This is a genomic window from Trinickia sp. LjRoot230, from assembly GCF_964253315.1.
In the GTDB taxonomy this organism is placed as follows: Bacteria; Pseudomonadota; Gammaproteobacteria; order Burkholderiales; family Burkholderiaceae; genus Trinickia.
This window is the reverse complement of sequence record NZ_CAXUQX020000001.1, coordinates 1,501,956-1,527,597: the sequence shown is the minus strand read 5'-3', so window position 1 is coordinate 1,527,597 and position 25,642 is coordinate 1,501,956. Positions and strand designations below refer to the sequence as shown.

At 60.8% G+C, this 25,642-nt stretch carries 22 protein-coding genes; 10 read left to right on the top strand and 12 right to left on the bottom strand.

Annotated elements, in window-relative coordinates; translation table 11 throughout:
* Nucleotides 1-111: 111 nt before the first annotated feature.
* Complete coding sequence (locus tag ACSQ20_RS07130; RefSeq protein WP_436018452.1) at nucleotides 112-1,068, bottom strand: helix-turn-helix transcriptional regulator; 957 nt, start codon at nucleotides 1,066-1,068, stop codon at nucleotides 112-114.
* A 107-nt stretch (nucleotides 1,069-1,175) separates the two neighbouring features.
* On the opposite strand from ACSQ20_RS07130, the gene ACSQ20_RS07125 reads away from it, so the two are divergent.
* A complete protein-coding gene (locus tag ACSQ20_RS07125; RefSeq protein WP_436018451.1) occupies nucleotides 1,176-2,474 on the top strand; it encodes an APC family permease in 1,299 nt (432 codons plus the stop codon).
* Between the two features lie 64 nt (nucleotides 2,475-2,538).
* Here ACSQ20_RS07125 and ACSQ20_RS07120 read toward each other — a convergent pair whose 3' ends face one another.
* Genes ACSQ20_RS07120 through ACSQ20_RS07110 form a run of 3 tightly spaced genes read right to left on the bottom strand, consistent with a single transcriptional unit; the run spans nucleotide 2,539 to nucleotide 5,555 of the window.
* On the bottom strand, nucleotides 2,539-3,375 hold the full coding sequence (locus ACSQ20_RS07120; RefSeq protein ID WP_436018450.1) for an amidohydrolase family protein: 837 nt from the start codon (nucleotides 3,373-3,375) through the stop codon (nucleotides 2,539-2,541).
* 59 nt (nucleotides 3,376-3,434) lie between these two features.
* A complete protein-coding gene (locus ACSQ20_RS07115) occupies nucleotides 3,435-4,436 on the bottom strand; it encodes an aldo/keto reductase (RefSeq protein ID WP_436018449.1) in 1,002 nt (333 codons plus the stop codon).
* 27 nt (nucleotides 4,437-4,463) lie between these two features.
* A complete protein-coding gene (locus tag ACSQ20_RS07110; protein ID WP_436018448.1) occupies nucleotides 4,464-5,555 on the bottom strand; it encodes a LacI family DNA-binding transcriptional regulator in 1,092 nt (363 codons plus the stop codon).
* 249 nt (nucleotides 5,556-5,804) lie between these two features.
* On the opposite strand from ACSQ20_RS07110, the gene ACSQ20_RS07105 reads away from it, so the two are divergent.
* The 3 genes from ACSQ20_RS07105 to ACSQ20_RS07095 all read left to right on the top strand — a co-directional run bounded on the left by ACSQ20_RS07105 (nucleotide 5,805) and on the right by ACSQ20_RS07095 (nucleotide 9,453).
* On the top strand, nucleotides 5,805-7,355 hold the full coding sequence (locus tag ACSQ20_RS07105; RefSeq protein WP_436018447.1) for a sugar ABC transporter ATP-binding protein: 1,551 nt from the start codon (nucleotides 5,805-5,807) through the stop codon (nucleotides 7,353-7,355).
* Between the two features lie 67 nt (nucleotides 7,356-7,422).
* Complete coding sequence (locus tag ACSQ20_RS07100; protein WP_436022965.1) at nucleotides 7,423-8,430, top strand: ABC transporter permease; 1,008 nt, start codon at nucleotides 7,423-7,425, stop codon at nucleotides 8,428-8,430.
* Nucleotides 8,431-8,502: 72 nt separating this feature from the next.
* Nucleotides 8,503-9,453, top strand: a complete 951-nt coding sequence (locus ACSQ20_RS07095; RefSeq protein ID WP_436018446.1) for an ABC transporter substrate-binding protein — start codon at nucleotides 8,503-8,505, stop codon at nucleotides 9,451-9,453.
* Nucleotides 9,454-9,531: 78 nt separating this feature from the next.
* Here the strand turns inward: ACSQ20_RS07095 and ACSQ20_RS07090 are convergent, their stop codons facing one another.
* Nucleotides 9,532-10,275 carry an IclR family transcriptional regulator gene (locus tag ACSQ20_RS07090; RefSeq protein ID WP_436018445.1) on the bottom strand — a complete coding sequence of 248 codons (744 nt, stop codon included), beginning with the start codon at nucleotides 10,273-10,275 and terminating at the stop codon, nucleotides 9,532-9,534.
* A 143-nt stretch (nucleotides 10,276-10,418) separates the two neighbouring features.
* Here ACSQ20_RS07090 and ACSQ20_RS07085 point away from each other — a divergent pair, with 143 nt between their 5' ends.
* Nucleotides 10,419-11,594 carry a fumarylacetoacetate hydrolase family protein gene (locus ACSQ20_RS07085; RefSeq protein WP_436018444.1) on the top strand — a complete coding sequence of 392 codons (1,176 nt, stop codon included), beginning with the start codon at nucleotides 10,419-10,421 and terminating at the stop codon, nucleotides 11,592-11,594.
* Between the two features lie 107 nt (nucleotides 11,595-11,701).
* On the opposite strand, the gene ACSQ20_RS07080 is transcribed toward ACSQ20_RS07085, so the two are convergent.
* The gene (locus ACSQ20_RS07080) at nucleotides 11,702-11,962 is read right to left on the bottom strand and encodes a type II toxin-antitoxin system Phd/YefM family antitoxin (protein ID WP_436018443.1); all 261 of its coding nucleotides are present in this window, start codon (nucleotides 11,960-11,962) and stop codon (nucleotides 11,702-11,704) included.
* An 82-nt stretch (nucleotides 11,963-12,044) separates the two neighbouring features.
* Here ACSQ20_RS07080 and ACSQ20_RS07075 point away from each other — a divergent pair, with 82 nt between their 5' ends.
* Nucleotides 12,045-12,260, top strand: coding sequence for a DUF3820 family protein (locus tag ACSQ20_RS07075; protein WP_436018442.1), 216 nt, complete (start codon nucleotides 12,045-12,047; stop codon nucleotides 12,258-12,260).
* 118 nt (nucleotides 12,261-12,378) lie between these two features.
* Nucleotides 12,379-12,681 (top strand): hypothetical protein, encoded by a 303-nt coding sequence (locus ACSQ20_RS07070; RefSeq protein WP_436018441.1) that lies wholly within the window; start codon nucleotides 12,379-12,381, stop codon nucleotides 12,679-12,681.
* 36 nt (nucleotides 12,682-12,717) lie between these two features.
* On the opposite strand, the gene ACSQ20_RS07065 is transcribed toward ACSQ20_RS07070, so the two are convergent.
* Both ACSQ20_RS07065 and ACSQ20_RS07060 read right to left on the bottom strand, forming a co-directional pair.
* On the bottom strand, nucleotides 12,718-14,910 hold the full coding sequence (locus tag ACSQ20_RS07065; protein ID WP_436018440.1) for a M1 family metallopeptidase: 2,193 nt from the start codon (nucleotides 14,908-14,910) through the stop codon (nucleotides 12,718-12,720).
* Nucleotides 14,911-15,293: 383 nt separating this feature from the next.
* Nucleotides 15,294-16,235 (bottom strand): helix-turn-helix domain-containing protein, encoded by a 942-nt coding sequence (locus ACSQ20_RS07060; RefSeq protein WP_436018439.1) that lies wholly within the window; start codon nucleotides 16,233-16,235, stop codon nucleotides 15,294-15,296.
* A gap of 220 nt (nucleotides 16,236-16,455) precedes the next feature.
* Between ACSQ20_RS07060 and ACSQ20_RS07055 the strand changes: the two genes are divergently transcribed.
* Together ACSQ20_RS07055 and ACSQ20_RS07050 are read left to right on the top strand one after the other, a co-directional pair.
* Nucleotides 16,456-17,355 (top strand): NmrA family NAD(P)-binding protein, encoded by a 900-nt coding sequence (locus ACSQ20_RS07055; protein WP_436018438.1) that lies wholly within the window; start codon nucleotides 16,456-16,458, stop codon nucleotides 17,353-17,355.
* A 35-nt stretch (nucleotides 17,356-17,390) separates the two neighbouring features.
* A complete protein-coding gene (locus ACSQ20_RS07050) occupies nucleotides 17,391-17,537 on the top strand; it encodes a hypothetical protein (RefSeq protein ID WP_436018437.1) in 147 nt (48 codons plus the stop codon).
* A gap of 2 nt (nucleotides 17,538-17,539) precedes the next feature.
* On the opposite strand, the gene serB is transcribed toward ACSQ20_RS07050, so the two are convergent.
* Nucleotides 17,540-18,391, bottom strand: coding sequence for a phosphoserine phosphatase SerB (gene serB / locus ACSQ20_RS07045; RefSeq protein WP_436018436.1), 852 nt, complete (start codon nucleotides 18,389-18,391; stop codon nucleotides 17,540-17,542).
* A 444-nt stretch (nucleotides 18,392-18,835) separates the two neighbouring features.
* Entirely contained in the window at nucleotides 18,836-20,023 is a 1,188-nt protein-coding gene (locus ACSQ20_RS07040) for a hypothetical protein (protein WP_436018435.1), read from the bottom strand.
* A gap of 822 nt (nucleotides 20,024-20,845) precedes the next feature.
* Here ACSQ20_RS07040 and ACSQ20_RS07035 point away from each other — a divergent pair.
* A complete protein-coding gene (locus ACSQ20_RS07035; protein WP_436018434.1) occupies nucleotides 20,846-22,258 on the top strand; it encodes a hypothetical protein in 1,413 nt (470 codons plus the stop codon).
* Nucleotides 22,259-22,301: 43 nt separating this feature from the next.
* Here ACSQ20_RS07035 and ACSQ20_RS07030 read toward each other — a convergent pair whose 3' ends face one another.
* Together ACSQ20_RS07030 and ACSQ20_RS07025 are read right to left on the bottom strand one after the other, a co-directional pair.
* On the bottom strand, nucleotides 22,302-23,489 hold the full coding sequence (locus ACSQ20_RS07030; protein WP_436018433.1) for a hypothetical protein: 1,188 nt from the start codon (nucleotides 23,487-23,489) through the stop codon (nucleotides 22,302-22,304).
* Between the two features lie 533 nt (nucleotides 23,490-24,022).
* Nucleotides 24,023-25,594 carry a hypothetical protein gene (locus ACSQ20_RS07025; protein ID WP_436018432.1) on the bottom strand — a complete coding sequence of 524 codons (1,572 nt, stop codon included), beginning with the start codon at nucleotides 25,592-25,594 and terminating at the stop codon, nucleotides 24,023-24,025.
* Between the last annotated feature and the right edge of the window lie 48 nt (nucleotides 25,595-25,642).

Here is a 25,642-nt window from a genome sequence, read left to right as displayed (position 1 = left end):
TATTGACGGGTGCGACATGCTGCCCGCCGGCTCGATGAGGCGATTCTAGGAGAATCAACCCTTCTTGAAGCTTTCACGTACCGTCAGTCGGTATACGGGATTTCCATGAGATCAATCCGCATTTACCGCCGCGATCTGGCGTGCAAGCCGGCGTAGCTGCTCACGCAGCGCCGCCGGTTCGAGCACTCTCACATGTGGCCCGAGGCGCAGTAATTGGGCGGCAGCCTGTGCGGTTTCCTCGATCGGCACCGTGACTTCACTCCAGCCGTGCTCGTCGAATACGCTGCACACCGCCTGCTCGGACGCGGCCGCCCCGAGGTGATGCAGGTTGGCCAGGCCCTCCCGCGTCACGCGCAGTCGTGCGCGGCCTTTCAAGAGCCCGCGTTCGAATCGCACCACTGCTTGCGACCATTGCTCGCGCAAGTCGAAATCGGCCGGGCGCTCGAACGATTCGTCCAACACGTCGAAACGGATAATGGCCGCAGCCTTATAGATGCGAGTACGGCCGCCCGCGTGCGCGACAAGATACCAGTTTCCGGCTTTCAGCACGAGGCCGAGCGGCTCGCAGCGGCGCCTCACCGTGGCTTTCCAGCTTTCGTATTGCATCGACACCCGTTTTTGTTCGAACACCGCATTCGCCAGCAGCGGCAGATTCGGCACAGGCTGCGCGCGCCGGTACCAATCCAACGGATCGATATGCAGGCGCGAGCCGACGCGCGACGCGTCGTGCGCGGCTTCGTGCAACGCGGCGCCTAGCTTGAGTTGCGCCGAACGTAACGGCCCGGCTAGCCCGAGATCGGCCGCCGCGCCGCCCAGCGCGGCAATCGGCAGCATTTCGGCTTCCTCGCGTGTCATGCCGGTCAGGCTCGTCCGATAACCGCCAAGCAAGGTAAAGCCGCCTCCGGGCCCCCGATCGGCATACACCGGCACGCCGGCCGCGCTCAATTGGTCGATGTCGCGATAGACGGTCCGAATCGATACCTCGAATTCCTCGGCAAGTGCCTGTGCGGTCACGCGTTTGCGCACTTGCAGCAACAACAACATCGAAATGAGGCGACTCGTACGCACGGCCCATGCTCCAAAACCATACAGGAAATCATGACATCGGATGTCAGTTATTGCGGAGTATAAGTAAGCTATGGATGGCAACGCACAATAATTTAGGAGTCCGATGTATGAACCAGCAGTCGTCGCCCGCTTCCCGTCATGGCAGCCTTACCGTCTTGCAAGGCGCGGCACTCTATGTGGGTGCCGTGCTCGGCACCGGTGTCATCGCGCTGCCCGCCCTTGCATCGAACGTCGCAGGGCCGGCGTCGCTGATCGCCTGGCTCGTGCTGGTCGTACTGTCCGCACCGCTGGCAGCTACGTTTGCGGCGCTCGGCGCACGATATCCTGACGCGGGCGGCGTCTCCACGTACGTTCGTAATGCGTTCGGCCCGCGCGCCTCGGCCATCGTCGGATGGTGCTTTTACTTCGCCGTGCCAGCGGGCGCACCGGCCGCCGCGCTATTCGCCGGTGCTTATGTTGCTGCCGCATTCGGCGGCGGCAACGGCACGGTCTTGCTGACAAGCTTTGGGCTCATTACCGCCGTCAGCATTTCAAATGCGCTTGGCGTCAATGTCTCGGGGCGGCTTCAAGTCGTGCTGTCGGCGCTGCTTGTGGCCTTGTTGCTCGTTGCTGTCGTCGCCTCGATGCCGTATGCAGCCGTCGCCAATCTTCATCCGTTCGCACCGCACGGCTGGTCCGCCATCGTGCCTGCCACGGCTTTGCTCGTATGGAGCTTCGCGGGCTGGGAAGCCATCACGCATTTGGCAGGCGAGTTTCGCCGGCCGGCGCGCGATCTGCCGCTTGCATCGGGTATCGCCGTGGTGGTGGTAGGCATGCTTTATCTGGCCGTGGCAGGTGCGAGTGTGCTCGTGCTCGGCCCTTCGGGCGGGCATTCGAGCGCGCCGCTCGCGGAGCTGCTTGTGCTGGGTATCGGCGGCAAGATTCGGATCGTCGCCGCGGGTGCCGCGCTGTTGTTGACGCTCGGCACAATGAACGCCTATTTCGCCGGCGCGGCGAAGCTCGGTGCGGCGCTTGGGCGCGATGGCGCGCTGCCCGCTTGGCTTGCGCAAGGCAGCCGCGCCGGCGATGTGCCGCGCCGCAGCCTTGCCGTGGTGGCAGGTTTGTCGGCGCTTGCAATGGCTGTCGTAGCCGCAGCCGGGGTCGGTGCGCAGCCGCTGGTGCTGTTGACGACAGGCTCGTTCGTCACCGTGTATGCGCTGGGTACGGCTGCTGCACTGCGCTTGTTACCGCGCAGCAGCGCGGCCCATCGCTGCGCGCAGTGCGCATTGATTGCCGTGATTGGGCTCGCGCTCGCGACAGGATGGTTTTTGCTGTGGCCACTTGCGATGAGTGTTGGTGCGCTCGTTTATTTGCAGCTGCGAAAGCGGCGCGAGGCGCGACAGGGGGCGCGTTGCGAGTTGTCGTAGGGTGAATGGTTTGGTTGACGAAGATTAGGAGCACTAATCAATCGAATCAACCGAACAAAATCCACTACAACACCAACCTATACGCCCGCCGCGCATTCATGCCAAAAACCTTCGCCACTGCGTCGGGGCCCTGCATCGCAACACACTGCCACGCGTAATCGAACCACGCGCGCCCATCACCCGCGCAACGCACGACGGGCCAATCACTGCCCCAGATCGTCCGCTCGATGCCGAAGCATTCCAACACTCGCGCGACCCAAGGCTCGACCGACGAAACCGGTGCCCCCGCAGCCAACTCCGTCCACAAACCCGACAACTTGCAATAAACCGAAGGCAGTGCCGCCAGCATCGCGAGCCCTTCGGCCCAGGCTTCGTATTCAAGCCCCGACGTTGCCGCAGGCTTCGCCGCATGATCGATCACGATCGTAAGCGACGGGTTGCGCCTGGCGATATCGAGGATATAAGGCAGATGCACCGGGCGAATCAATGCATCGAAGGTCAATTGCGCGCTTGTCATCGCAGCCAGCGCGCGCCCGGCGAAAGGCTGCGCAATCCAGGCCGGATCAGGCAGATCCTGCAACATCGGCCGCAAGCCCACGAGCAATGAGTTAGCGGCGAGCGCCGCAATATGTTCCGCCGCATCGACACGCTCGAAATCCGCCCATCCAACAACGCCCGCAACAAGCTCGGGCTGCTTCGACGCCTCGTCGAGCAAAAAGCGCGTCTCCGCTTCCGTTGCCGCGGCCTGCACCAATATTCCAGCGCTCACGCCACGCGGCGCGAACGTTTCGCGCCAATCGTCGATCCCGAAGTCTCGATAAATCGCGCCGAACTCGGGCGTCAACCATCCGTAATCGGCACGCGCCAGCGACCAGATATGAAAATGACCGTCGAGATACATGCTCAGGACTCCTCACCAATGAGCGTTGGATGCGAGTGAATGTTGTCTACTTGCCCGCATCAGGCAGGCTGCGCCGCGTGCCGCGGAATCAACCCATCGCGCTTGAGCGCGGCCCAGAATTCCGCCGGAATGTGCGCCGCCATCGCGGCACAATTCTGCCGCACTTCGTCAACTGTGCGTGCTCCCGCGATGACCGAAGCAACGGCCTGAGGCGCCCGGCAAAACTGTAGCGCGGCCGCCTTCAGGTCAACGGAAAATCGTTCGCAGTACGAAGCAAATCTGCGCGTCTTCTCGAGCCTATGTGCCGGCGCATCGGCGTACTCGAACGTGCGGCCGCCCGCCAGCAGCCCCGAGTTGTAGGGGCCACCGATCACGAGACTGACGTTGCGCGCCTCGCATGCGGGAATCAATGAATCAAGTGCCGATGTATCGAGCAGCGTGTAACGGCCGGCGATCAGAAAGATGTCAGGATCGGCGTCGGTCAGTGCTTGCAAACAGGGTTCCACGCGGTTGACACCCAACCCCCAAGCGCCAATCACACCTTCGTCGCGCAGCCGAGACAACGCCTGCATCGCACCATCGGCCGCGATGCGATATTGCCGCTGCCAATCGTCGCCATGCGTATCCTGCGCAACGTCATGGATATAAACGATATCGATGCGTGCGAGGCCAAGCCGCGTCAAGCTCGCCTCGAGCGAGCGCCGCACACCGTCCGCCGAATAATCGAATTCGACGCGAAACGGCAAGCCGCCAACATAGCCATGTTGGACGTCAGGCACCGATGCGTCCGGAATCAGCACACGCCCCACTTTGGTGGATACGGCAAATGCATCACGCGGATAGCGCGCAAGCGCACGGCCGAGACGCACTTCCGACAGCCCCGTGCCGTAAAAAGGCGCGGTGTCGAAATAACGAATGCCGGCGTCCCACGCGGCCGCCACGGTTTCGAGGGCACTCTCTTCGCTCACACGCGAAAAGAGATTGCCGAGCGGCGCAGCGCCGAACCCCGAGGGTCCAAGAGAGCGTCGAATAGCAAGCAAAGCGCGATCGTTTTTCGCCATCGTGGTTCGCACAAGTGAAAGTCGGGTTCAGGCGTGGGACAACTGCGGAGATTTTGCGGGCTTCGCCTTGGCCCGGCGCGCGGGCGCGCGCTTGGGCCGCTCGGCGTCGCTTGCGTTCGGCGCAACACATGATTGACGCACGACGAGCTCAGGCGGAAACACGATATGTCGTGGTGCACCGTCAAAACCTGTCACGCGATCAACCAGCATATCGAGCGCCGATTCGGCCATCGCATCGACAGGCTGACGCACCGTCGTCAGCGCCGGCGAAAATGCCGAGGCCCACGGGAAATCGTCGATCGCGACCACGGAAATATCGCCGGGGCACGACACGCCGGCCTCCGCCAATGCACGCATCGCGCCGATCAACATCTGATTGTTGGTCGCGAAGATGGCCGACGGACGCTGCGGCAGTTCGAGCAACGCTTGCGCAGACTTATACGCCTCTTCCTCGCCAAAGGCGCCTTGCCGCACGAACTGGGGCATCACCTCGAGACCTGCCGCACGCAAACCTTCGACGAACCCCGCCAAGCGATCGCGCCCGGGCACCAGATGTTGCGGCCCGGCGAGAATCGCGACGCGGGTGTGGCCCAACGCCACGATATGCTGCATGACGATGCGCGAGGCGGCCACGTTATCGAGCACGACTGAATCGTAATCGTCCGCCCGAATGATGTGATCGACGGCGACGATCGGCATGATACCGATGTCGTTGGCCAGATCGTTATAGGTTTCATCGGGGCCTGTCGCGCAAAGAATTGCGCCAACCGCAAGATGCGCGCGCAGCATGCGCAAATACCAGCGCTCCTGTTCCAAATCGCGCTCGCTGTCGCACAGCAACACCGCATAGCCGAGCGAACGCGCACGCTTTTGCACGTGATGCACGACCTCGGTAAAAAACGGATTGGTGATGTCGGGCACAACGAGCCCGATCAGCTTTGTCGTGCCCTTCTTGAGGCTTCGGGCCACGGTGTTGGGCGCGTAGCCCAGGGCGGTGACGGCCTTTTGCACGCGGCTCGTCAGGTCCGGGCTCACGTAAGCCGACCCCGACAAGACCGCCGAGACAGTAGCCAGGCTCACCTCCGCGAGGCGCGCCACATCTTTCATCGTTGCTGCCACGTTGTATTTCGCTTCCCAGTTGGTCTCGTGCGCTGATAATAGCCGTATTCTCCGCGTTCAGCAAAACGTTTAGCAAAACGTTTCGCTAGATACCTCGACATGGTTAACCCGATACTGGGCTCTCTCCTGTTGACATCAGCCTGAGCGCCATCTAGTCTCACGCCGAAACGTTTAGCGAAACGTTTCGGCACAGTGTATGGATAAAAGACCGACAAGAACCATCGGGCACCCCCGAATTGGACAAGGCAGATGAGTGAGACAAACGCACCACCAAGCGCGCCACCGACACTGATACCGCTGGTGTCGATTCGCAATCTGAGCAAGTCGTTTCCGGGTGTGCGTGCGCTCGATAACTGCCAGTTCGAGTTGCTGCCCGGCGAAGTCCATGCGCTGATGGGCGAGAACGGCGCCGGCAAATCGACATTGATGAAAGTACTTTCTGGCGTCTATCAGAAAGACGAGGGCGAGATTCTCGTGGACGGCCGGCTCGTCGATATTCCCGATCCGCGTGCGGCCCAGGCACTCGGCATCGGCATCGTGCATCAGGAGCTGAACCTGATGAATCACTTGAGCGCCGCGCAAAATATCTTCATCGGGCGCGAGCCGAAGGCGCGGCTCGGTGTATTCATCGACGAACGCGAACTGAACCGGCGTGCGTCCGAGATTTTTGCGCGCATGCATTTGAAGCTCGATCCGCGCACACCCGTCGGCGAGCTCACCGTCGCCATGCAGCAGATGGTCGAGATCGCCAAAGCGCTGTCGTTCGATTCGCGCGTATTGATCATGGACGAGCCCACCGCGGCGTTGAACAACGTCGAGATCGACGACCTCTTTCGCATCATTCGCCAACTGCAAACGCACAACGTCGGCATTGTCTATATCTCGCACAAGATGGACGAGCTACGGCAAATTGCAAGCCGCGTGACGGTGATGCGCGACGGTCAATATGTCGATACCGTTCCCACGGCCACGACCCCTGTCGAAACCATCATCGGCATGATGGTTGGACGCCAGTTGGACAGCGCACCGCGCCATCCAGGACACGGCATGCAAAGCGAAGTCGCGCTGGAAGTCAAAGGCCTCACGCGTGGCACGACCATCCGCGACGTGAGCTTTACATTGCGTAAAGGCGAGGTGCTCGGCTTCGCAGGCCTGATGGGCGCCGGCCGTACCGAGGTGGCTCGAGCGGTCTTCGGCGCCGACCCGATCGAGCGCGGCGAGATTCGCGTTCACGGCCAGCAGGTATCGATTAGGTCTCCTAAGGATGCGGTGCGGCACGGCATTGGCTATTTGTCGGAAGACCGCAAGCAGTTCGGCCTCGCCACCGGCATGGACGTCAAAACCAACGTGGCGCTGTCGAGCATGGAGCGATTCGTCTCGCTCGGCTTTTTTCTCGACGATGCCGCGATCCAGAAGGCCGCCGAAAGTTACATCAAGCAATTGCGGATCAAGACGCCCTCGGTGCATCAGCAAGTGCGTCTGCTCTCGGGCGGCAACCAGCAGAAGATCGTGATTGCAAAATGGTTGCTGCGCGATTGCGACATTCTGTTTTTCGATGAGCCGACGCGCGGCATCGATGTCGGCGCGAAAAGCGAGATCTACAAGCTCATCGACGCGTTGACGGCCGAAGGCAAGGCCGTCGTGATGATCTCCTCGGAATTGCCGGAGATCCTGCGCATGAGCCACCGCGTACTCGTTATGTGCGAGGGCCGCGTGACCGGCGAGTTATCAGCGGGCGACGCCACGCAGGAAAGCATCATGCAGCTCGCGACGCAGCGCGAGTCAGTAGTCACCGAATGAATCGACGAAATCGACGGAATTGAACATGGCTAATACACCGAACCCCCTGCCGCCGGCGGACCCAACGATGTCGATGGACAACGAACGGAACATCGCCACGCGCTTCGCGAAACTGTTTCATTCGGGCGCACGCCAAAAGCTGCTCGCATTCGCGAGCTTGATCGTGCTGATCATGTTTTTCAGCTTCGCTTCGCCGCAGTTCCTGCAAGCCGACAACATGATGAGCATCTTGCAGGCAACGGCCGTCAACGGCGTGCTTGCCATTGCGTCGACCTTTGTCATCATCACGGGCGGCATCGATCTCTCTGTCGGTACGCTGATGACGTTTTGCGCGGTCATGACCGGAGTCGTACTCACAAACTGGGGCATGCCGCTTTACGTGGGCATCGCCGCGGCCCTGTTATTCGGCGGGCTATGCGGATCGATCTCCGGCTTTCTGATTGCGAAGCTGCGCATCCCGCCGTTCATTGCAACGCTCGGCATGATGATGTTGCTCAAGGGTCTTGCACTCGTTATTTCGGGCACACGCCCGATCTACTTCACCGACACGCCGAGCTTTTCGAGCATTTCGCAGGACTCGTTGATCGGCTATCTGATTCCGTCCGCGCCGATCCCGAACTCGGTGTTGATTCTGTTTTTGCTCGCCGTCCTGGCTGCGGTCGCGCTGAACAAAACGCTCTTCGGTCGCTATACGTTCGCACTCGGCAGCAATGAAGAAGCTGCACGGCTGTCGGGGGTCAATGTCGATGGGTGGAAAATCGCCGTGTATAGCGTAGGCGGCGCCATTTGCGGCATTGCCGGCCTGCTGATCGCATCGCGTCTGAATTCGGCACAGCCCGCGCTCGGCCAAGGCTACGAGCTCGATGCGATTGCGGCCGTCGTCATCGGCGGCACGTCGCTATCGGGTGGCACCGGAACGATTACCGGCACGATGATCGGCGCATTCATCATGAGTGTGCTGATCAACGGGTTGCGCGTGATGTCGGTGGCGCAGGAGTGGCAAATCGTCGTGACCGGTGTAATCATCATCGCGGCCGTCTACATGGACATGCTGCGCCGACGCAAGCAACGGTAGGCCTTGTTTTGCAGCAGGCGCGCACACCTATTGCGAGCGCGTCATGAGTTCAACCAGAGAGGAGACATGAAGATGATGAAACCGAGACTGATCGGCGCCGCTGTCGGGGTTGCACTGGCATTCGGCTTCGGCACGGCTGCTCACGCCGACGAGCCCTATATCGCGCTGATCTCGAAGGGCTTCCAGCACCAGTTCTGGCAAGCCGTGAAAAAAGGCGCAGAACAGGCCGGCACCGATTTCCACGTCAAGGTGTCGTTCGAAGGCCCCGAAACCGAAGCGATGGTCGACAAGCAGATCGACATGCTGTCTGCCGCGCTCGCAAAAAGGCCGGCTGCGATCGGCTTCGCTGCGCTCGACAGCAAAGCGGCCATTCCGCTGCTGAAGAAGGCACAAAAGGAAAAGATTCCGGTCATCGCGTTCGACTCGGGCGTCGATAGCAATATCCCGCTCACAACGGCCTCGACCGACAACAAAGCAGCCGCTGCGCTGGCGGCCGACAAGATGGCCGCGCTGATCGGCGACGAGGGCGAGGTCGCGCTCGTCGTGCACGACCAGACGAGCCGCACCGGCATCGACCGTCGCGACGGGTTCGTCGACGAGATGAAAGCGAAGCATTCGAAGGTCAAAATCGTTGATATCCAGTACGGCGCCGGCGATCAGTTGAAATCGACCGAAATCACGAAAGCATTGCTCACAGCGCACCCGAAACTCAAGGGCATCTTCGGCGCGAACGAAGGCTCGGTCATCGGCGTGATTCATGGCGTGACGGAAATGAAGCGCAACAACGTCAAGATCATCGGCTACGACTCGGGCAAGGAGCAAAAGAACGCGATCCTCTCAGGCGTCGAAGCCGGCGCGATCACGCAGAACCCGGGCGGCATTGGCTACGAAACAGTCAAGGCGGCCGTGCAAGCGATCAGCGGCAAGGCAAGCAAGATCCCGAAGCAGATCGATACGGGCTTTTACTGGTACGACAAATCCAACATCACCGACCCGAAGATTGCCTCGCAGCTTTACGATTGAGTTTCCTGGCGACCGGCCGCGCGCGTCTCGTTTGTCGTTTCTCGCGCGGCCGCGGCGTGGCCTAAAGCAAGGTTGTGCCTATGCTGCGGCAATGCGGCTGGCCACGCGCACGATTGCGGTCGCAATCTGTTTTTCGCGGCGCGTGTCGAGCCGCGCGAGCGGCACGCTCGTGCTGACCGCCACACGCTTGCCGAGCGGCGTCACGCCCGCGTAAGCGGCAAAACAAGCCAGCCCCAAGCTCACCTCCTCGCGTTCCACGGCAAGCCCGCAAGCGCGCACATCGATAAGCTCGCGTATCAGCGTTGTGCGCCGCGTGGTGGTATTCGGCGTAATGGCGACAAGACGTTCGGGCAGCAACGCCACGACTTCGCTGTCAGGCAAACTGGCGAGCAATGCCTTGCCGAGCGCGCAGCAATGCGCGGGCAAACGCGAGCCAAGATCGGACACGAGCCGCACAGGGCGCTGCGCATCCTCGCGTGCGATATAGACCACCTCGGCACCATCGAGCACAGCAAGCTGAACGACCTCGTTATGCGTTGCGACGAATGCACCCGCTTCGACCCGAAACGCGGCTTGCAAGCCGTCGTGCCGAACATAAGCACTGCCCAGCTCGAACAATTTGACGCCGATGATGTAGCCATCGTCGCGCTTTTCCACCCAATGGCGCTGCGACAGTGAATCGAGCAGCAAATAAAGGGTGCTGCGCGAGAGGCCTGTTGCCTGCATCAACGCCGAGGCACGCACCGGCTTCGCGGCGTGCGCCAGGATTTCAAGCACGTCATGCGCGCGCCGCAGCGCCGGTACTTCATAAGATTCGCTCATCGCCCTCGTCCATTCGAGCACGCGGCTCGGCTCGATGAAAGATGCATTGTCCAATAGGTTGGACAATGCATCAACATCGTGGACACGTTGTTGCACCCTCGTTAGGATCGTCGAACCTTTCTCACGCCGCATCGGAAACGAATATGCATCCCGCCCTGCTCTGCTGCCTGCCAGATGATCTCGAACAAGCGCTGTTGATCGGCCGCGTCTGGCGTCCTTCTCCTGTCGATGGTCCGTCGGTCGTGGCGGTGCGTCACGGCGAGGTCTTCGACATTACGGAGGTGGCGCCCACCACCGCCGATCTGTTCGACCGCCCCGATGCGGTGCAGGTAGCATGCGAGGCGCCGGGCGAATCGCTCGGCCGCGTCGAGCAGTGGATCGAAGCGGGGTTTTCGAATGCGGGCACTGACGCAATGCGACTGCTTGCGCCATGTGATGTGCAGGCGATCAAGGCCTGCGGCGTGACGTTCGCGGTCAGCTTGCTCGAACGCGTGATCGAAGAGCAAGCCGGCGGCGATCCAGCGAAAGCGGAGCATGTGCGGCAGTTGATCGTCGAGCTGATCGGCACCGACCTGGCCAAGATCAAGCCGGGTTCCGATGCGGCCATGCGGCTCAAGGCCGAACTCGAACGGCGCAATGCCTGGTCGCAATACATGGAAGTCGGCATTGGTCCGGACGCCGAAGTGTTCACGAAGTCGCAGCCGATGTCGGCGGTTGGGCTCGGCGCCGCCGTCGGACTGTACCCTACGTCGGAGTGGAATAATCCTGAGCCCGAGATCGTACTGGCAGTCAACAGCGCGGGCAGCATCGTCGGCGCGTCGCTCGGCAACGATGTGAACCTGAGAGATATCGAGGGCCGTTCCGCGCTGCTGCTAGGCAAGGCCAAGGACAACAACGCGTCATGCGCGATCGGCCCGTTCGTGCGGCTCTTCGACGCGCATTTCACGCTCGACACGGTACGCAGCGCGAGCTTGTCGCTGCGCATCGAAGGCGACGACGGCTTCGTGCTCGAAGGGGTGAGCCATATGTCCGAGATCAGCCGCGATCCAGCCGACCTCGTAGCGCAAACGTGCGGCGCGCATCATCAGTATCCGGACGGCTTTATGCTGTTTCTTGGCACGATGTTCTCGCCGATCAAAGATCGCGATGCACCGAATGCGGGCTTCACGCATCATCTCGGCGATGTGGTGACCATCGCCACACCGTCGCTCGGTGCGCTCGTCAATACGGTGCAACGTTCGAACGAGATCGCGCCGTGGGACTTTGGTGTGCGCGCGCTTTATCGGAATTTGGCGCGGCGGGGGTTGTTAGTGACTTGAGCGGGATGCGTTGAGCGCATGCCTTTCGTCGTTGATGGGCAGGCAACGCGGACGCAAGCAACGATCTATCGCGCGGCTGGAGCTTGGGTACATCAGGTTTAACGCCGTCATTCGCCGCTTTCTACCAATTTGCGGGACTTGACCTTATCTGATCGCAGTTGGGCGATGGAACGCGCCAAATGCGTTGCGTTCGCCGGCGAGCGCAGCAGGTACAACGTCTCCATCAAGCTGTCGTAGTGTTCTTGCGACATGACAACCACATTGGGGGCGTCGCGCCGGGTGATGATCGTAACGCCCACATCATCGACGACTTGGTCGACGACTCGTTTAAGATTAGCGCGTGCATTGGTGAACGGAATCGTGCGCATGTGCTCTCCCTATTGATAACCTGTACCAAACACGTACAAGTCTAGCGTACCCCCGCACCGCACCCGCGAGCGCCAACACCAGATGACCGCCCAAGATCTCGAACGCCTCCTTTCCGTCGCGATGCCTTATGGCAAATACAAGGACCGGCTGATCGCCGATTTGCCGGGCCACTACCTGAACTGGTTCGCGCGCGTTGGCTTTCCGCCCGGCGAGATCGGTCGGCTACTCGCATTGATGCAGGAACTCGATCACAACGGGCTGCGCACGTTGCTCGACCCGTTACGCAATCGTAAGTGAACCGCACCACCCGCACCTTCGCTTCGACTGATGCGATTTCGCAAAACACCCGCCCTCGTCCGCCATGCCTCGCTAAGCTGCGACGCATCGTTCAGACTATTTTCAGGGTGCCGCGCGAATGGACCACATTGCGTATTTCCAACGCCGCTTGATCAGTGAACAACTACCGCTGCGCGTTACGCAAGCCTGCCTGAACTGCGTGCGCAGCTTCTCGCGTTGGGCCGATCACGCATTGCCCGCCGCGGGCGGTTTCGCCGGCTTGGTATCAGCAGACATCGCAGCCCTCGAAGCGTACCGGGAGCGCTATTTGGCCCAGACGATTTCAGACCGCGATCTGCGTAACGACGAGCGGCGGTACCTCAATCGGTTTATCCGTTTTGTTGTCGATCACGCCGCGGAGCAATTGGCCCCGGCCGCATGAAGCCAGCCGGGTGCGTTCGCTCCACGCCTTAACCGATCATTCGGATTTCGGCCGTACCTTCGCTTTCATGCTGCCCTGATAGTGCAGCACGCGACGCTCGATCTGCCGCGCGTCCGGCGTAAAGGTCTGCATCCGCAGCATCCGAGCAGCCACGCTCGGCGGCAAGCCGATCGAGTCGATCGCCGTTGCACGCGACGGATCAGCCAGTCCGTTGTCGACCAGCAGGTGCGTACCGAGCTTCAGATTCGTCAACCGCGCCGGGTCGGCCAACGCACTCGATTGCGCGAGCAGTTGAGCCCAGGCGTTGCCGCCATAGTTAACTACGTAGTAGTCCTGACCAGTTGGATCGGCAAGCACCGCACCACAGCCGTTCAGACGCGCCTGCATCTCCGTGCGATTCATCGGGATCATCTTGCGTTCGGCGAGCCCATCGCCGTACGCAAGCGTAAGCGGAATCGTCCATTGCGTGCCCGGATAGCGGTTATGGTTCGGAAACGGCTGCTGCTTGAGCGTCACCACCGTTTGGTTCGTCGTCAGATCGCATAGCGTATCGAGCGTCACGAGCGGCACACCGGTCTGCCGCACGAAGCTGTCGCCGATATTCGTCACCCCTTCACCGCTGGCGCGCGAGAGCTCGTCCCACAGGCGCTTCGGCGTCACATTGCCGAGCGCGTAGTCGGCCAGATAAGATTGCAAGCCGCGACGCATCGCATCCTCGCCGAGATAGCCCTCGATCATCTTCAACACCTGGCCGCCCTTGTCATAGACGAACGTACCCGCGTTGATCACGAATTCGTTCGATGCCCAGGCATTGAAGTTCGGTTGCACCGGGAACGAGGTCGACTTCAAGTCCGCCGCGATCACGCGATACTTGTTCCTCACTTCGCCTTCCCAACTGAATCGATCGGGGTAAAAGCGGATCTTCGTCTTATTCTCGAAGAACGTCGCAAACGATTCATTGAGCCATACGTCGTCCCACCAATCGAGCGTCACGAGATCGCCGAACCATTGATGCGCCGCTTCGTGCGTCAACACCGTCACACCGTAATTCGACATCGGCGTGCCCGGCGGCGGCAGGATGTCATCGGCAAACTCGAGAATGGCGCCCCAGTTCTCCATGCCGCCGAAGTTCAGGTCTTTTTGTGCCTTGAATGCATCGTTGGCTGCAATCGTGTCGAACTTTGTCAGCGGCAGCGGTATACCGGTATACCGATAGTAGTAATCGAGCGCCTGCTTGGTCTGCTGCATGGCGGGCAATGCCCAGTCGCGCATGCCCGGCGGTGTAAAGATGCGCAGATGCAGGCCCCGGCCATCGGGCAACGGGCTCGAAAAATCGTCTTCGAGCACGTCGAACTTGCCGCCGCCGAAGAAGAGCAGATACGATGGCATCGGCGGCGTCTTTTCGAATGAGACGCGCTTGTATCCGCTATCGACATTCACCGCAGGCTTCTCGGCCGCGTTCGATACCACGCGCCAGCTTTGCGGCACATCGGCCGTCACCTCGTAGGTCGGACGGAACGCTGGTTCGTCCCAACCCGGGAACCATTGCCGCGCAAGGTCGGATTCGCCTTGCGTCAGGATGGCGCCGCTCGTCGTGCCATCGGTGGCCTTCAGATCCACGCGGAAGATGCCCTCCGCAGCCGAGCAGCCCGGATAAGGATCGTCGCCGCAACTGCCGCCGGTCTTCGTCGCCGGATCGTCGTAGCTCTTGAAGTTGACGATGCCGCGCCACTCCATATGCAGCGAATATGTGCCGGCCGCGATCTGTCCGGTAGCCGGGCGCAACTGGTAATAGTCGCCGTCGGTCTGCGGTGTGGCGACGAGCGCGATGTTGCCGGGCTGCAGCGTAATCGTGCCGTTGACGAACTGCAGTCGGTGCGCCGCCACCACGATTGACGTCACCGGCTTGAGGACCTTGATCTCGACGTCGGCCCGGCCGTCGAATGCCGACAACTCGGCATTCGGGCGAAACCAGAGCTTGTAATTGACGGGCACGACCGTATCGGGCATCTCGACCGGCGCGACGGATTTGTCGATGCCCGGTGTCGCAGCCACGGCCGTGGTCGGCGCAACAAGCGCGGGCGTTGCCTGGCTTGTCGCCGGGTTGGTTGCCGCTACACCCGTGCGACTCGCAGCCGAAGGCGTGCCGTCACTCCCGCCGCAACCTCCCAACGCAATCAGCGCGGCAATCGATATGCAATGCAGTTTCCATTCTGAACGAAAGCGCATATAAATCCTTGAATGAGAAAAGTGTTTAACCGATGCGCGGTTTTGGCGCTTTGTTATCTCTCACTCGCCGGCAGACAATACGATGCCGCGCAAGCAATTCCCGTAGCTTGCGACGTTTACCTACGATAAACAGGAGTACTAACACTTAGGACTACTAACTACATTGGTCGCCGAAGCAAAATCGCAAATAGCCAGCAACAAGCGCCTGTCAACGATGACAGGGTTTGCAAAAAGGCATTCGGCGGTAGGACTTCAGACGATATCGCAGATTAGGTAGGAAACCGTTTTTTTGTCAACTCGCTTTCACTGTATTGGTTTTCTAATCGCGCAGACGACGTATGGTTTCCATGCCAGTCGAGTATCGGTAAATTCGTTCGATCGCTTTAATCGGATTGGCGATTTATTGCCGAATGGGTACTCTCCTCATCGAATGCTTTGGCACTCTGCGTGATTTCACGCGGTCCGACGCCGATCAGACGGCTCATCCACTGGGCCATGTGGCTTTGATGCGAGAAGCCGGCTTCGAGGGCGACCTGAGCAGCACTCAGCCGGCCCTGTTGCAACAGCATGCGTGCGCGTTCGACGCGCCGTTGCACGACGTATCGATGCACGGGCACACCCAGCGTTTCGCGAAACAACACCTTGAAATGCGGCAGGCTGAGCCCGGAGAGGCCGGCCAACTCGGTCAGCGTAAGCCGCTCGTTCAGGTGCGTCTCGATGTAGTCGATGACGCGTGCAGCAGTGCGCGGTGCTAGCACGCGACGACGACGCTCGAGGGTCGGCGCGCCGCCGACGAGGCGCACGGTGATAGCGGTCAGCAAGCTCTCCGCGTAGAGTGGGTCAGATGGCATGTCCGATTCCAACTCGGCTTGCAGTGCCCACGCGAGATGTTGCAAGCGCGGGTCGCGCAATTGCAACTGCGGATGAATGCGAGCGCGTGAGGGTTTCAGATCGAGGCTCTCGGCTGTGGCTCGAGCGAACAGCTCGCCGATCCAAATTCGCAGGATCGTGCTGTCAGTCTCGTCGATCCACTCGCCATCGACACCCGCGGGAATCACATCCGCGTCGCCGTGCGCCTGAATGCGCGAGCTGCGGCGCTCGGCGCAGCGGCATCGCGCTTTGACCGGTGCACCTACATGCACCGCGACACGATGGGCGGTGCTCGCCGGCACCGCATAGGCCCCGGCCGGAAATGCAATCAATTCCGCGCCGAAGCCCTGCCACCCGAGCGCAGCGCTCGATCGCAGCACGTGTGGCGAGCCACTAAAAGGGATGGCATCGTAACCGGTGCGAACGTGACGATCGTTGCGAATAAGGGTACTCATGGCGACTGATATCCCGGTGCATCGTGACAAAAATACCGATCGGGGACGATCGGAAGCGGTTCATTGTGAAGCGTTTTTGCCAATTCTGCATCGCGCGACTGCTTCGCGCGATGCATGTGCCTAAAATCGTCATCCAAATCTGTCAAACCCAATCCGTATTTGCGCACGCGCGCACTCGTCTTGCTCTACCATCGCGACATTGAGCAAGGAGGATCGAAACGTGTTCGTTATCTTCGGCGCATCGGGCAATGTAGGGCGCGCTACCATCGCGGCACTGCGCGCGGCAGGCAAACCGGTTCGCGCAGTGGTTCGCAACCCCACGCAAGGCGAGCGCTTCGCGCAAGACGGATGCGAGCTCGCGCTTGCCGATCTGAGCGACGCCGGTTCGATTGCGCAGGCGCTCAAAGGCGCGCAGGCGGTGCAGATGCTCTGCCCCGTCCCGCGCGGCGATGCTCACCCCGACGAGACGATGCTGCGCACCATCGATGCAGTGACAAGCGCGCTGAGCGAAAAGCCGCCGGCACGCTTGCTCGCGCTATCCGACTACGGTGCGCAAATACCGAGCGGCACGGGCATTACCTCGCTCTTTCACGTGATGGAGCAGCGTTGGCGTGACATTGCCGGACATACGATCATGCTGCGTGCAGCCGAGCATATGCATAACTGGGCGCGGGTCATGCCTGCCGCGTTGGCGACCGGCCGGCTACCGAGCCTGCATCATCCGCTGACGAAACGATTTCCGACGGTTGCCGCGGCCGATGTCGGCCGCGCCGCCGCCGAACTATTGCTCGACGAGGCTCATACCACGCCGCTGCGAATCGTCAGTATCGAAAGCCGCGAACGGGTAGACGCGGTAGATGTGGCACGTGCGCTCAGCGACGCGAGCGGAATCCATGTCAACGCGTACGCGTTGGAGCGCGGCGATTGGGAAGCGGCGCTCGCGCGCGCGGGACTAACCGCAGCACATGCGCGCTTGATCATCGAGTTATACGACGCGCACAACGCGGGCAACATCGATATCGAAACAGGTGTCACCGAGCGACGTTTTGGCGCGACGACATTGGCCGAAGTTTTTGCGCAGATCGTGCCGCCGATTGCGGTAGCACGGTCTGCGACATGAATGCGTGCATCGGTGGGTTCTATGAGGAGCGAACTATGCGGCGAATGTATGGTGCGATGGTTGAGACGGCCGTGCGCATTGCTATGCGCGCACTAGCGGTTGCCGGCTCGCTCGGTTGGCCCGAACTGCGACGCTTGCTCGTCGCGATTCCCAATCGCAATGAGGACCTGACGTTTCATTAGGACTACTTACCTTCTGGAACAAAGAAGTGAGGGACGAGATCGAGCCCGCAATGATCGATTCGATGCACGGTTCCTCCTGCTGCGCGGACCGCGTCCGCAAGGCCAGGCTTGGCGTGATAGGTAATGGCCACGGCCGCGGCCTTGAGCATGTCTTCGTCATTAAAGCCATTGCCCAACGCCACGCTGAGCTTGCCGCCGCGGTGCTCACGCTGCAATACTCCGGCCTTTTCCGCCGGGTCGACAATCGTGCTTTTGAGCTTACCGGTCAGGCACCCATCAGGGCCGACATCCAGCACATTGGCTACCGAAAAGTCGAGTTTGAGCGTCTCGCTGAGGCGGTGCGTGAAGAACGTGAAGCCACCGGAGATCACCCCGAATCGCGCACGGGCTGACTTGAAGGCTGAGAGCATTTCCCGGGCGCCGGGGCTTAACTTGACATGTTCTTCATACACTTCGGCCAGCGCCTCGACCGGGAAGCCCTTGAGCAGCTCCACGCGTGCACGCAGACTCTTCTCAAAGTCGAGTTCGCCGCGCATCGCACGCTCGGTAATCGCTTCCACCTGCGCACCGATGTTCCTGCCATCCCCCTCCCTCTCCTCCAGAATCTGCTGCCATTTCGCGGCGATCGCGTCGATGCACTCGCCAAGAATCAGCGTCGAATCCACGCCGCTCGCCACGGTGCTCACGCTCGACAGCGTGCGTCCTCCGGGGATGATTGCCGTATCTGCTTGTGAACGCATGCCAAGTTGCTCGAGGCGACTCTGCGTTTCGAGCGTCACCTTCCCCACGTCGTGCAAGCGATAGGCCTTGCCCGTGGCGAGCGAGAGCGGAGTGACAGGGCCGGCTGGGCGCATCAGGCGAACGAATCGCTGCAGGTTGGTAGACGGAAGGTGTTCCGCAGCAACAACAACGTGGGTTTGCCCTTCTTCGTTCGAGACAATCCGAGCCGTTGGTCCGCCAATGCCGTTCCGCGTGTCGAGCTGCGCCGTCCTAGGCGGCAGAGCGAACAGCGGCGCAGGCGCCGTTGGTGCGAGGGTGGGTGCGGGCGCAAGCGTTGCAGGCGAGGCACCACGGACAGTTGGTGTGGCTCCGGCTGATTGCGCAAGATTGGCGCGCTGCGCTGATGAAACGATGGACACCGTTTGCTCCCGTCAGCCGCAACAGAGCGCGCTACTCGCCGCGCCGTTGCAAACGAATTAAAGTTCGATAACCGGAAACTGTACCGGCTCACACTAAAAATGGCAGCCGGCCGTGCGAATCGAACGCGGGCATGACGAAGCAACGTAGTGGCCGCGATATCAATTGCGCGCCGCGCTTGCCAATGTGTCGTCCAGGTAGAAAGGAATAGCTTTTGACGAAAGCAGCGCGTTTGCTTGGACACGCCTGGACTCGGGCGGCAATGCGCACACGAAACGAACGATATCGGTCATGAAATGATGCTGCAAGGTTTGCGCAAGCTCTGGAACCACGCCGGTTGCAAAGCTGATCAGTAGTTGGGAAGACTGGTGCGCTCCTTGCGCAAATATCGCGTCGCGGAGCGCACCGGCCACACGTGGCCGATTGGACTCTTCGACCAACGCAAGCGGGTTGCAGTTGACGAGCGCCGTTAACGAAGCAGTGCGATCGTCGACGTCCATTGCCGGCAGCAACGCAAGAATGCGATCAATCATGATTGTGCGTTCACTCGTATCGCAAGCGGCAATGCACGCGGGCAACATCGATTGCAGCAACATAGGTTGATATTGCGAGGGTAGCGCCGACATCGCATCGACGATGCGGGTGTACGCGCCGTAGTCCAGTAGTCCACCACTATGAACGGGTTGGTCCGGCGACTCCGAGACGAGTTCGCGTAACGCGACGAATCGACGTTCAGGCTCGTCCAACGCAAGAGCCCGACCCAGCAGACGCTCGAACAACGCTTGGCTTAGCACCTCCGATAGATCGTTTTGATCGCTCGATTCCAGAGCCGCTGGCGTCGCGGTCCGATGCGCGGCCGGTTGATCCGCTGTCGCGGCGGGGCCGGATTGCACCGGTTCGATCCCGGACAAGCCGGGCCGCGGTGCTGTATTTTCTACTGCATGCGGTCTCTGCGGCAGCCTTATGAGAGCGGCGTCGATGTCGAAGCGCAATTTGTCGGCATCGAGCATATCGCTCCTTTTCAACAGCGCAGCATTGCTCCGAAGCTGTGTCAAAAGGTCGGACTGATAGTCGTCCGGCAACCTGCGGATCGCCTCGAATAGACGCGTGAGCGTATTCAGGTCGTTCCTGGGGCGCGGTGACGAAGGCAAGCAATGCGGGCTGGATACGATCGCTTTCAACAGCGCCGCTTCGTCTTCTGGCGGGATCTGCCCTGACGCGTTCAACACGATCTCGGTTATGGTGCCGGGCGCCTCTCTCAGTGCTGCGTCGACGAGCGCACGGAGTGCCCTGCCCTCGTGGACCGGCGACGACAAATCGCGGGCCTCAGCGCGGAGGCGTCGTGCCATCGCTGGCCACATATGCTCCGGCAGAGCGGGCACCGCCGACGAAAGCACTTCGAGGCGGAGCCCCTGAGCCGCCGCGGATCGCGGCGCCTTCGGTGATTGACTTTGCTCTCGTGTGCCGAACAGCGCCCCCAACGTCTCGGACATCACTTCAACATCGCGAGGTTTCGGCCGAGGCGAAAGACCACTCAGCGCAGTGGCGCGTTCGGGCTGACGAGGCGACTCGGGCATGTCTTGCGAAGCAGCGCTTGCGCTCGGGTCCGCAGAGCCTGCGGCGGCATTAGACGAGGAAACCGGTGGCAACACAATCCATCTCCAAGGATTCGCGAGGACCGCATCTTCGGGCTTTGGCTTGTCCGATACCAATCGAATCGCGAAAACGCGCCTTTGGATCCGAACATCATCACTGTCTAGGCTGGTCAATCCCGGGCCGCTCGCCTCTATAAGGGCGCCGTGCAGCCAGCCCTTGCCAGTGCCTTTGTACACGGAGGCCGAAATAAGGAGCATGGCGGGCGATTGGTAAAAACCGGACTACTTAGCAGGTCTAAACGATCGCTCAACGATGTTCGGGCCCGCTGCCCCATTTTCGCGATTCAACCGGCATTGCAGAAGGCATGGCCGGAAAATGCGGTCTTAGCCATTCCTCGGAGATAGTACGTGTTGCCACCCGTTTCCCGGCCCGGGGCCGATGCTTGCGCCGGCCAGCCTGCCAATCCGATCGCGAGCGATGCCTCTCGACACGTTCCGGAACCGCTAGCGCAAACCACGCCGGCTGCAGCGCTCGGTGGCCTTCGGGGTCGGCCAAAATCTGACGACGTCCAAGCGATGTCGAGCGTGTTGGCGGACCTGTTCGGCACGGCCGAGACGCCCCGCCCCCCGGGGCCGCGCTCTCTAACGGTCGAAGCACTGCGGCTCGACGTGTTGTCGTCGGCACTGCCGGCTCTCCCGCTTGGCACGCGATCCGCAGTGGCACAACGTCTCGGCACTGACATTCGTGAGCTATCGTCGCCGGTGCATGAAGGTCGAACACTTCGTACCCTTGCCGAAGCAGCGGTGATGGAGGTGCCTGACGCGATCACTCGCAATGTTCTGCGCGCGTTGCCGCAAAGCTCGCCAGACGACAAAGCGACCTTGCTGGAGGCGATTGTATCCAACCGACGCTGTTTATCTCCCGCGACGCGGGCCAAGGACCGGTATCGCACCATTGCCGACCTGTTCGACTCGATCCGCAGCTTGCCGGAACACCAGCAATTTCACCTCCTCACACTGCTTCTGCACAACGCTCGGTTGCTAAACAAGACTTATCTTCCACACGTTGTTTCGCTGCGCAGCAGAATTGTCGACGCCATGCAGGAGCTTGCGGGCAAGCCGGACGCGGCGGCCTCTTCTGTAGCCGCAGTACCGCGTTTCAACTTGCCCGAGGTGGTGGAGTCGTTGTTTGGCGGGATCGAGCATCCCGGCGACCGCCAATCGAACTCGGACAGCGCTGCCAAAGCCGCTGATCGGCTAGCCGCACTTTCCGCGGCAGCGCCGGCAATTTTAGAAGTGGCTACTTACGATGAACGTGCGAAGGCGCTGCCGAAAGCGTTATCCGAGCATCTTCTCGATCGCATCCTTGCGTTAGAAAAGCCGAGCCATCGGTTTGCTGCGCTGAGCCTGCTAGTCTCGCAGCCCCAAGACGCCTCAGAGCCCGATCTCAACGACGCGCCTACCGGGCCAACCTTGACATACCGCCCCGGAATGACCGGACTGTTGGAGCTGCCGCGCTTATCGAGTCGCGGTGAACTGCTGGACGCGAAAGCACTCACCCGAATCGTCGATGCGATCCCTACGCTACCCTCGCCGCATCAATCCGCATTGCTCGAAATGAGCATTCCGGCGTGCATCAAAGCGGGGGACCAAAACGAGAAAAAAATCACGATGAACCGCATCCTTGCACTTTTATCGGGCATGGACCGTGAAGACCGCGTTGCCCCCTTAGCGAAGCTCATCAGTAGCCACCCATTAGCGCTTCTAAAGGCGGTTGACCGACCGTCCATAGCCCGCTCAATATTGCGCGCGGTAGTTGAACAGGGACACGATCAGCCCCCTGCGCTATTCGGCGAGTTCATCAACAACGTTCTTCTGAAACTGGCACCCAACCGTCAGCATCAATTCATGCGCGAGATCGGTCAATTCCTGAAGGCGTCGCCGTCAGAATTCATTCGCGAGATTAAGCAGCGCCTGAACCTGCGGTGACTAGTCCTTAGACATGGCAATCCGTCAGCCCAAACAACGGGCATCAATCGCGCGCCATGCTCTTTAGCGTGCCGACCAGGTCCGAAGGCACGCCCGACGCCGACACCAACTTTTCCGCTTGAATACGTCGGAACTCGGGTGGCGACTCATTCAGAAACTTGATAACTTCCTGTACAAATTTGTATTTGTGATGATGGCCTAACAGAAATGACGATACGTAGTCGAAGAGGTCTTTCAGCAGCTCCGGAGGTTGCCCCGGCCCCTGCGCAAATACCGCGTCCCGGATGGCGCGCGCGATAGATGGCTGCTTAGCTAGCGCTATGCCCCGCAGCGGATAGCACCGTATGAGCTTCTCTATCGTAACGACGCGGTCTTCGAGATCGATGCCGCGCAGCAACGCGAGGATGCGATTGAGCATGATTTCGTTTTCGCTTTTGTCCGCGTTGGCGATGCATACGGGAACCATCGCTTCGAGCAGCACGCCCTGATATCTCAAGGGTAGCGCCTCAATCGCATCGGCGATGCGAATGAATGCGCCAAAGCCCAGCACCTCGCCGCGATATGGCCACGGCTGCTCCTCAAACATGGCATCGAGGGCGGGCGCGTCCACCGGCGCCGAAAGCAATAGGCGCAGCGCGGTAAACCGATGCCTCGGCTCTTCCAACGCAAGAATGCGGTCGAGAAGGTGTTCGGAAAGTGCCTGCGGTAGGTCATTCGACGCGTGGCCCGCATCGATCAGTTCCAACACCGCGGAGGCTGTCGCAGAAAGCGCCGCCAGTCGATCAGCCGCTGCGGCGTCGGAGGTGGATTGCAGCGATCGCAAGCGATCGCCATTCTCAACACCGCCGAACAGCGACTCCACGATCTCGTGGAGGTCAGGCTGCGGCGTCGCGCGTGCAGTAGAGCGCACCGCGCCCGGTTTGAGTTCGAGCGCGCGGGTGGCGTCGATAATGGGGCCGCGCAGTTGGAGAACAGCGAGTTCGTGCGTTTTGGAGAACTGCCGTGCATTGAGCGCCAACAGGTGAAGGAGAACGGGCTGGTGGCGCTCCGGCAGGGTACGGATCGAGTCAAATATAACGGCAATGGTGCGGTGCTCGGCCTCGCGGACCGGCGCCGACGATAAACAGCGCGGGTTGGAGATGATTGCCTCAAGCAACGTCGCTCTGTCGTCCGGCAAGAGTTCCGGCAAAACATCGAGAACCTCGCGGGTGATTGTGTCGGGCGCCTCCATCGCTCCAGCATCGACAAGCGTGCGGAACACTCTGCCAGCATGCATTGGCGACGATAAATCACGGGTATCGTCACCAAGGCGTCGTGCAACCGCAGGTCGCGTGCGGGGCGGTAAAACGGGCAGTGCCGATGAAAGCGCGTCAAGCCGCAGCGCCTCGCCCGCTAAAGAAGGCGGCCCGACGGGTCGGGGCGTCTCGCCGGTCCCGAAGAGACCCACCAACACCTCCGACATCGCATTGACATCGTCAGGTCTTGGCCGGCTCCGAAGGCCACCAAGCGCTTCAGGCGGCGCGGACTGAACACGCGGATTGACAACGTCTCGAGCAGTATCGCTCGCGATCGGATTTACAGGTTGGCCGGCACAGGCATCGGCTCCGGGCCGAGAAACGGGTGGCAACACGTTCCATCTCCAACGCACAATGAAGAGCGAATCTTCCCCTCGTCGGCCACCCGATCCCATTTGAATTGCGAAAAGGAAGCATTGGAGCCGAACGTCGTTGAACTATCGCTTAGGCCTCCTAAGTAGTGCGGCCTTTACCCATCGCTCGCCATGCTCCTTAATTTGGCCTCCGTGTACAAAGGCATTAGTTTGATCGACAGCAGCGCCTTTGCTTGAGCCCTTTGGAGTTCGCGTGGCGATTCGCTCACGAATTGGATGATCTGGTTGACCAGTTTACGTTGAGGACGAGCCGCCAGATGGCAGAGTGCGTCCGAGGCGAATTCGCGCACGAGTTCCGGCGGCCGCTGCGCCCCCAGCGCGGATATTGCATCGCCGATTGCGCTGGCAAGGGCCGGCCGTGCCGGTGCCCTCAAAGAGGCGAACGGCCAGGACGTGACCAGCTTCGACAGTGGGACAATGCGGTCCTCAACGTCCATACGGGGCAGCAGATCAAGCACGCGCTTAACCATAATCGCCTTTTGGCTCGAATCATAAGTATCAATGCAGTCAGGAACGATCGCTTCGAGCAGCACGGACTGGTATCGTGGGGGCAGCGTCGGCATCGCATCGAGAATACGAGCGAAAGCTCCAATGTCCAGTAGTTCACCCCTATACGGCACGGGTTCGCCGCCCAGCGCATCCTCGGTGGCCTGCGCGTCCAATGGCCTTGAGACAAGCAGGCGCAGCGCGGCAAACCGATGCCTCGGCTCCTCCAGCGCAAGGATGCGATCGAGAAGATGCGCGGATACCTTTTTCGGCAGATCGTTCGACCTGTCGCCCCGATCGACTAGCTCGAAAATGGAGGCTGCAGCCCCAGAAAGCGCTGCCAGTCGATCAGCCTCGATCGCGGCGCTGCCCAATTGCGGCGATAGCCGGTCGATGCGACTCTCGACACCGCCAAACAGCGATTCCACGATGTCTGGCAACCCCGCTTGCGGCGTGCCGCGCGCAGTCGCGATAACCGCGCCGGGCTTGCCAGTAAGCGCTCGCATGGTGTTATCAATCCGGCTGCGCAGTAGGCCGACCCTCGAGTCATGGCTTCTGGCGAATACTTCCGCATTGCGCAGAAGCAGTCCGAGGAGGCCGAACTGATAGCGCTCGGGCAAGGTACGGATTTGGTCAAATATCCGCTCGACTGTGCCGCGCGGCACAGAAGATAACCATCCGCGGTTGGATACAATCGCCTCCAGCAACGTCGCTTTGTCTTCCGGCGAAATGTCGGGCGACGCGCGCAACACGATGTCGATTATCGTGTCGGGCGCCTCAATCAATGCCGATTCGACGAGTGTCCGCAGTGGTCGACCCTCGTGCGTGGGCGACGATAAAGCGCCAATATCATCGCACAGGCGGCGCACCATTGCAGGTCGCACCTGCGGCGGTAGCGTGGGCAGTGCTGACGAAAGAACATCGAGCCGCAGGGCCTCGGCCGCCACAGAAGGTCGCCGCTGGGGTCGGGAGGGCTGGTCCGCGCCGAACAGGTCCACCAACATGTTCGACATCACTCGGACGTCGTCAGGCTTTCGGCTACGCTGAAGGCCGCCAAGCGCTGCGCCCGGCTCGGACTGAACATGCGGATCGGCAACGTCTCCAGAAGTATCGCTCGTGATCTCACTGGGGTGCTGGTCTTCAAATGCATCGGCACCGGACCGAGAAACGGGTGGCAACACGACATACCTCCGAAAATGGCGAAGACCACAATCTTCGGTGTCTGGCCC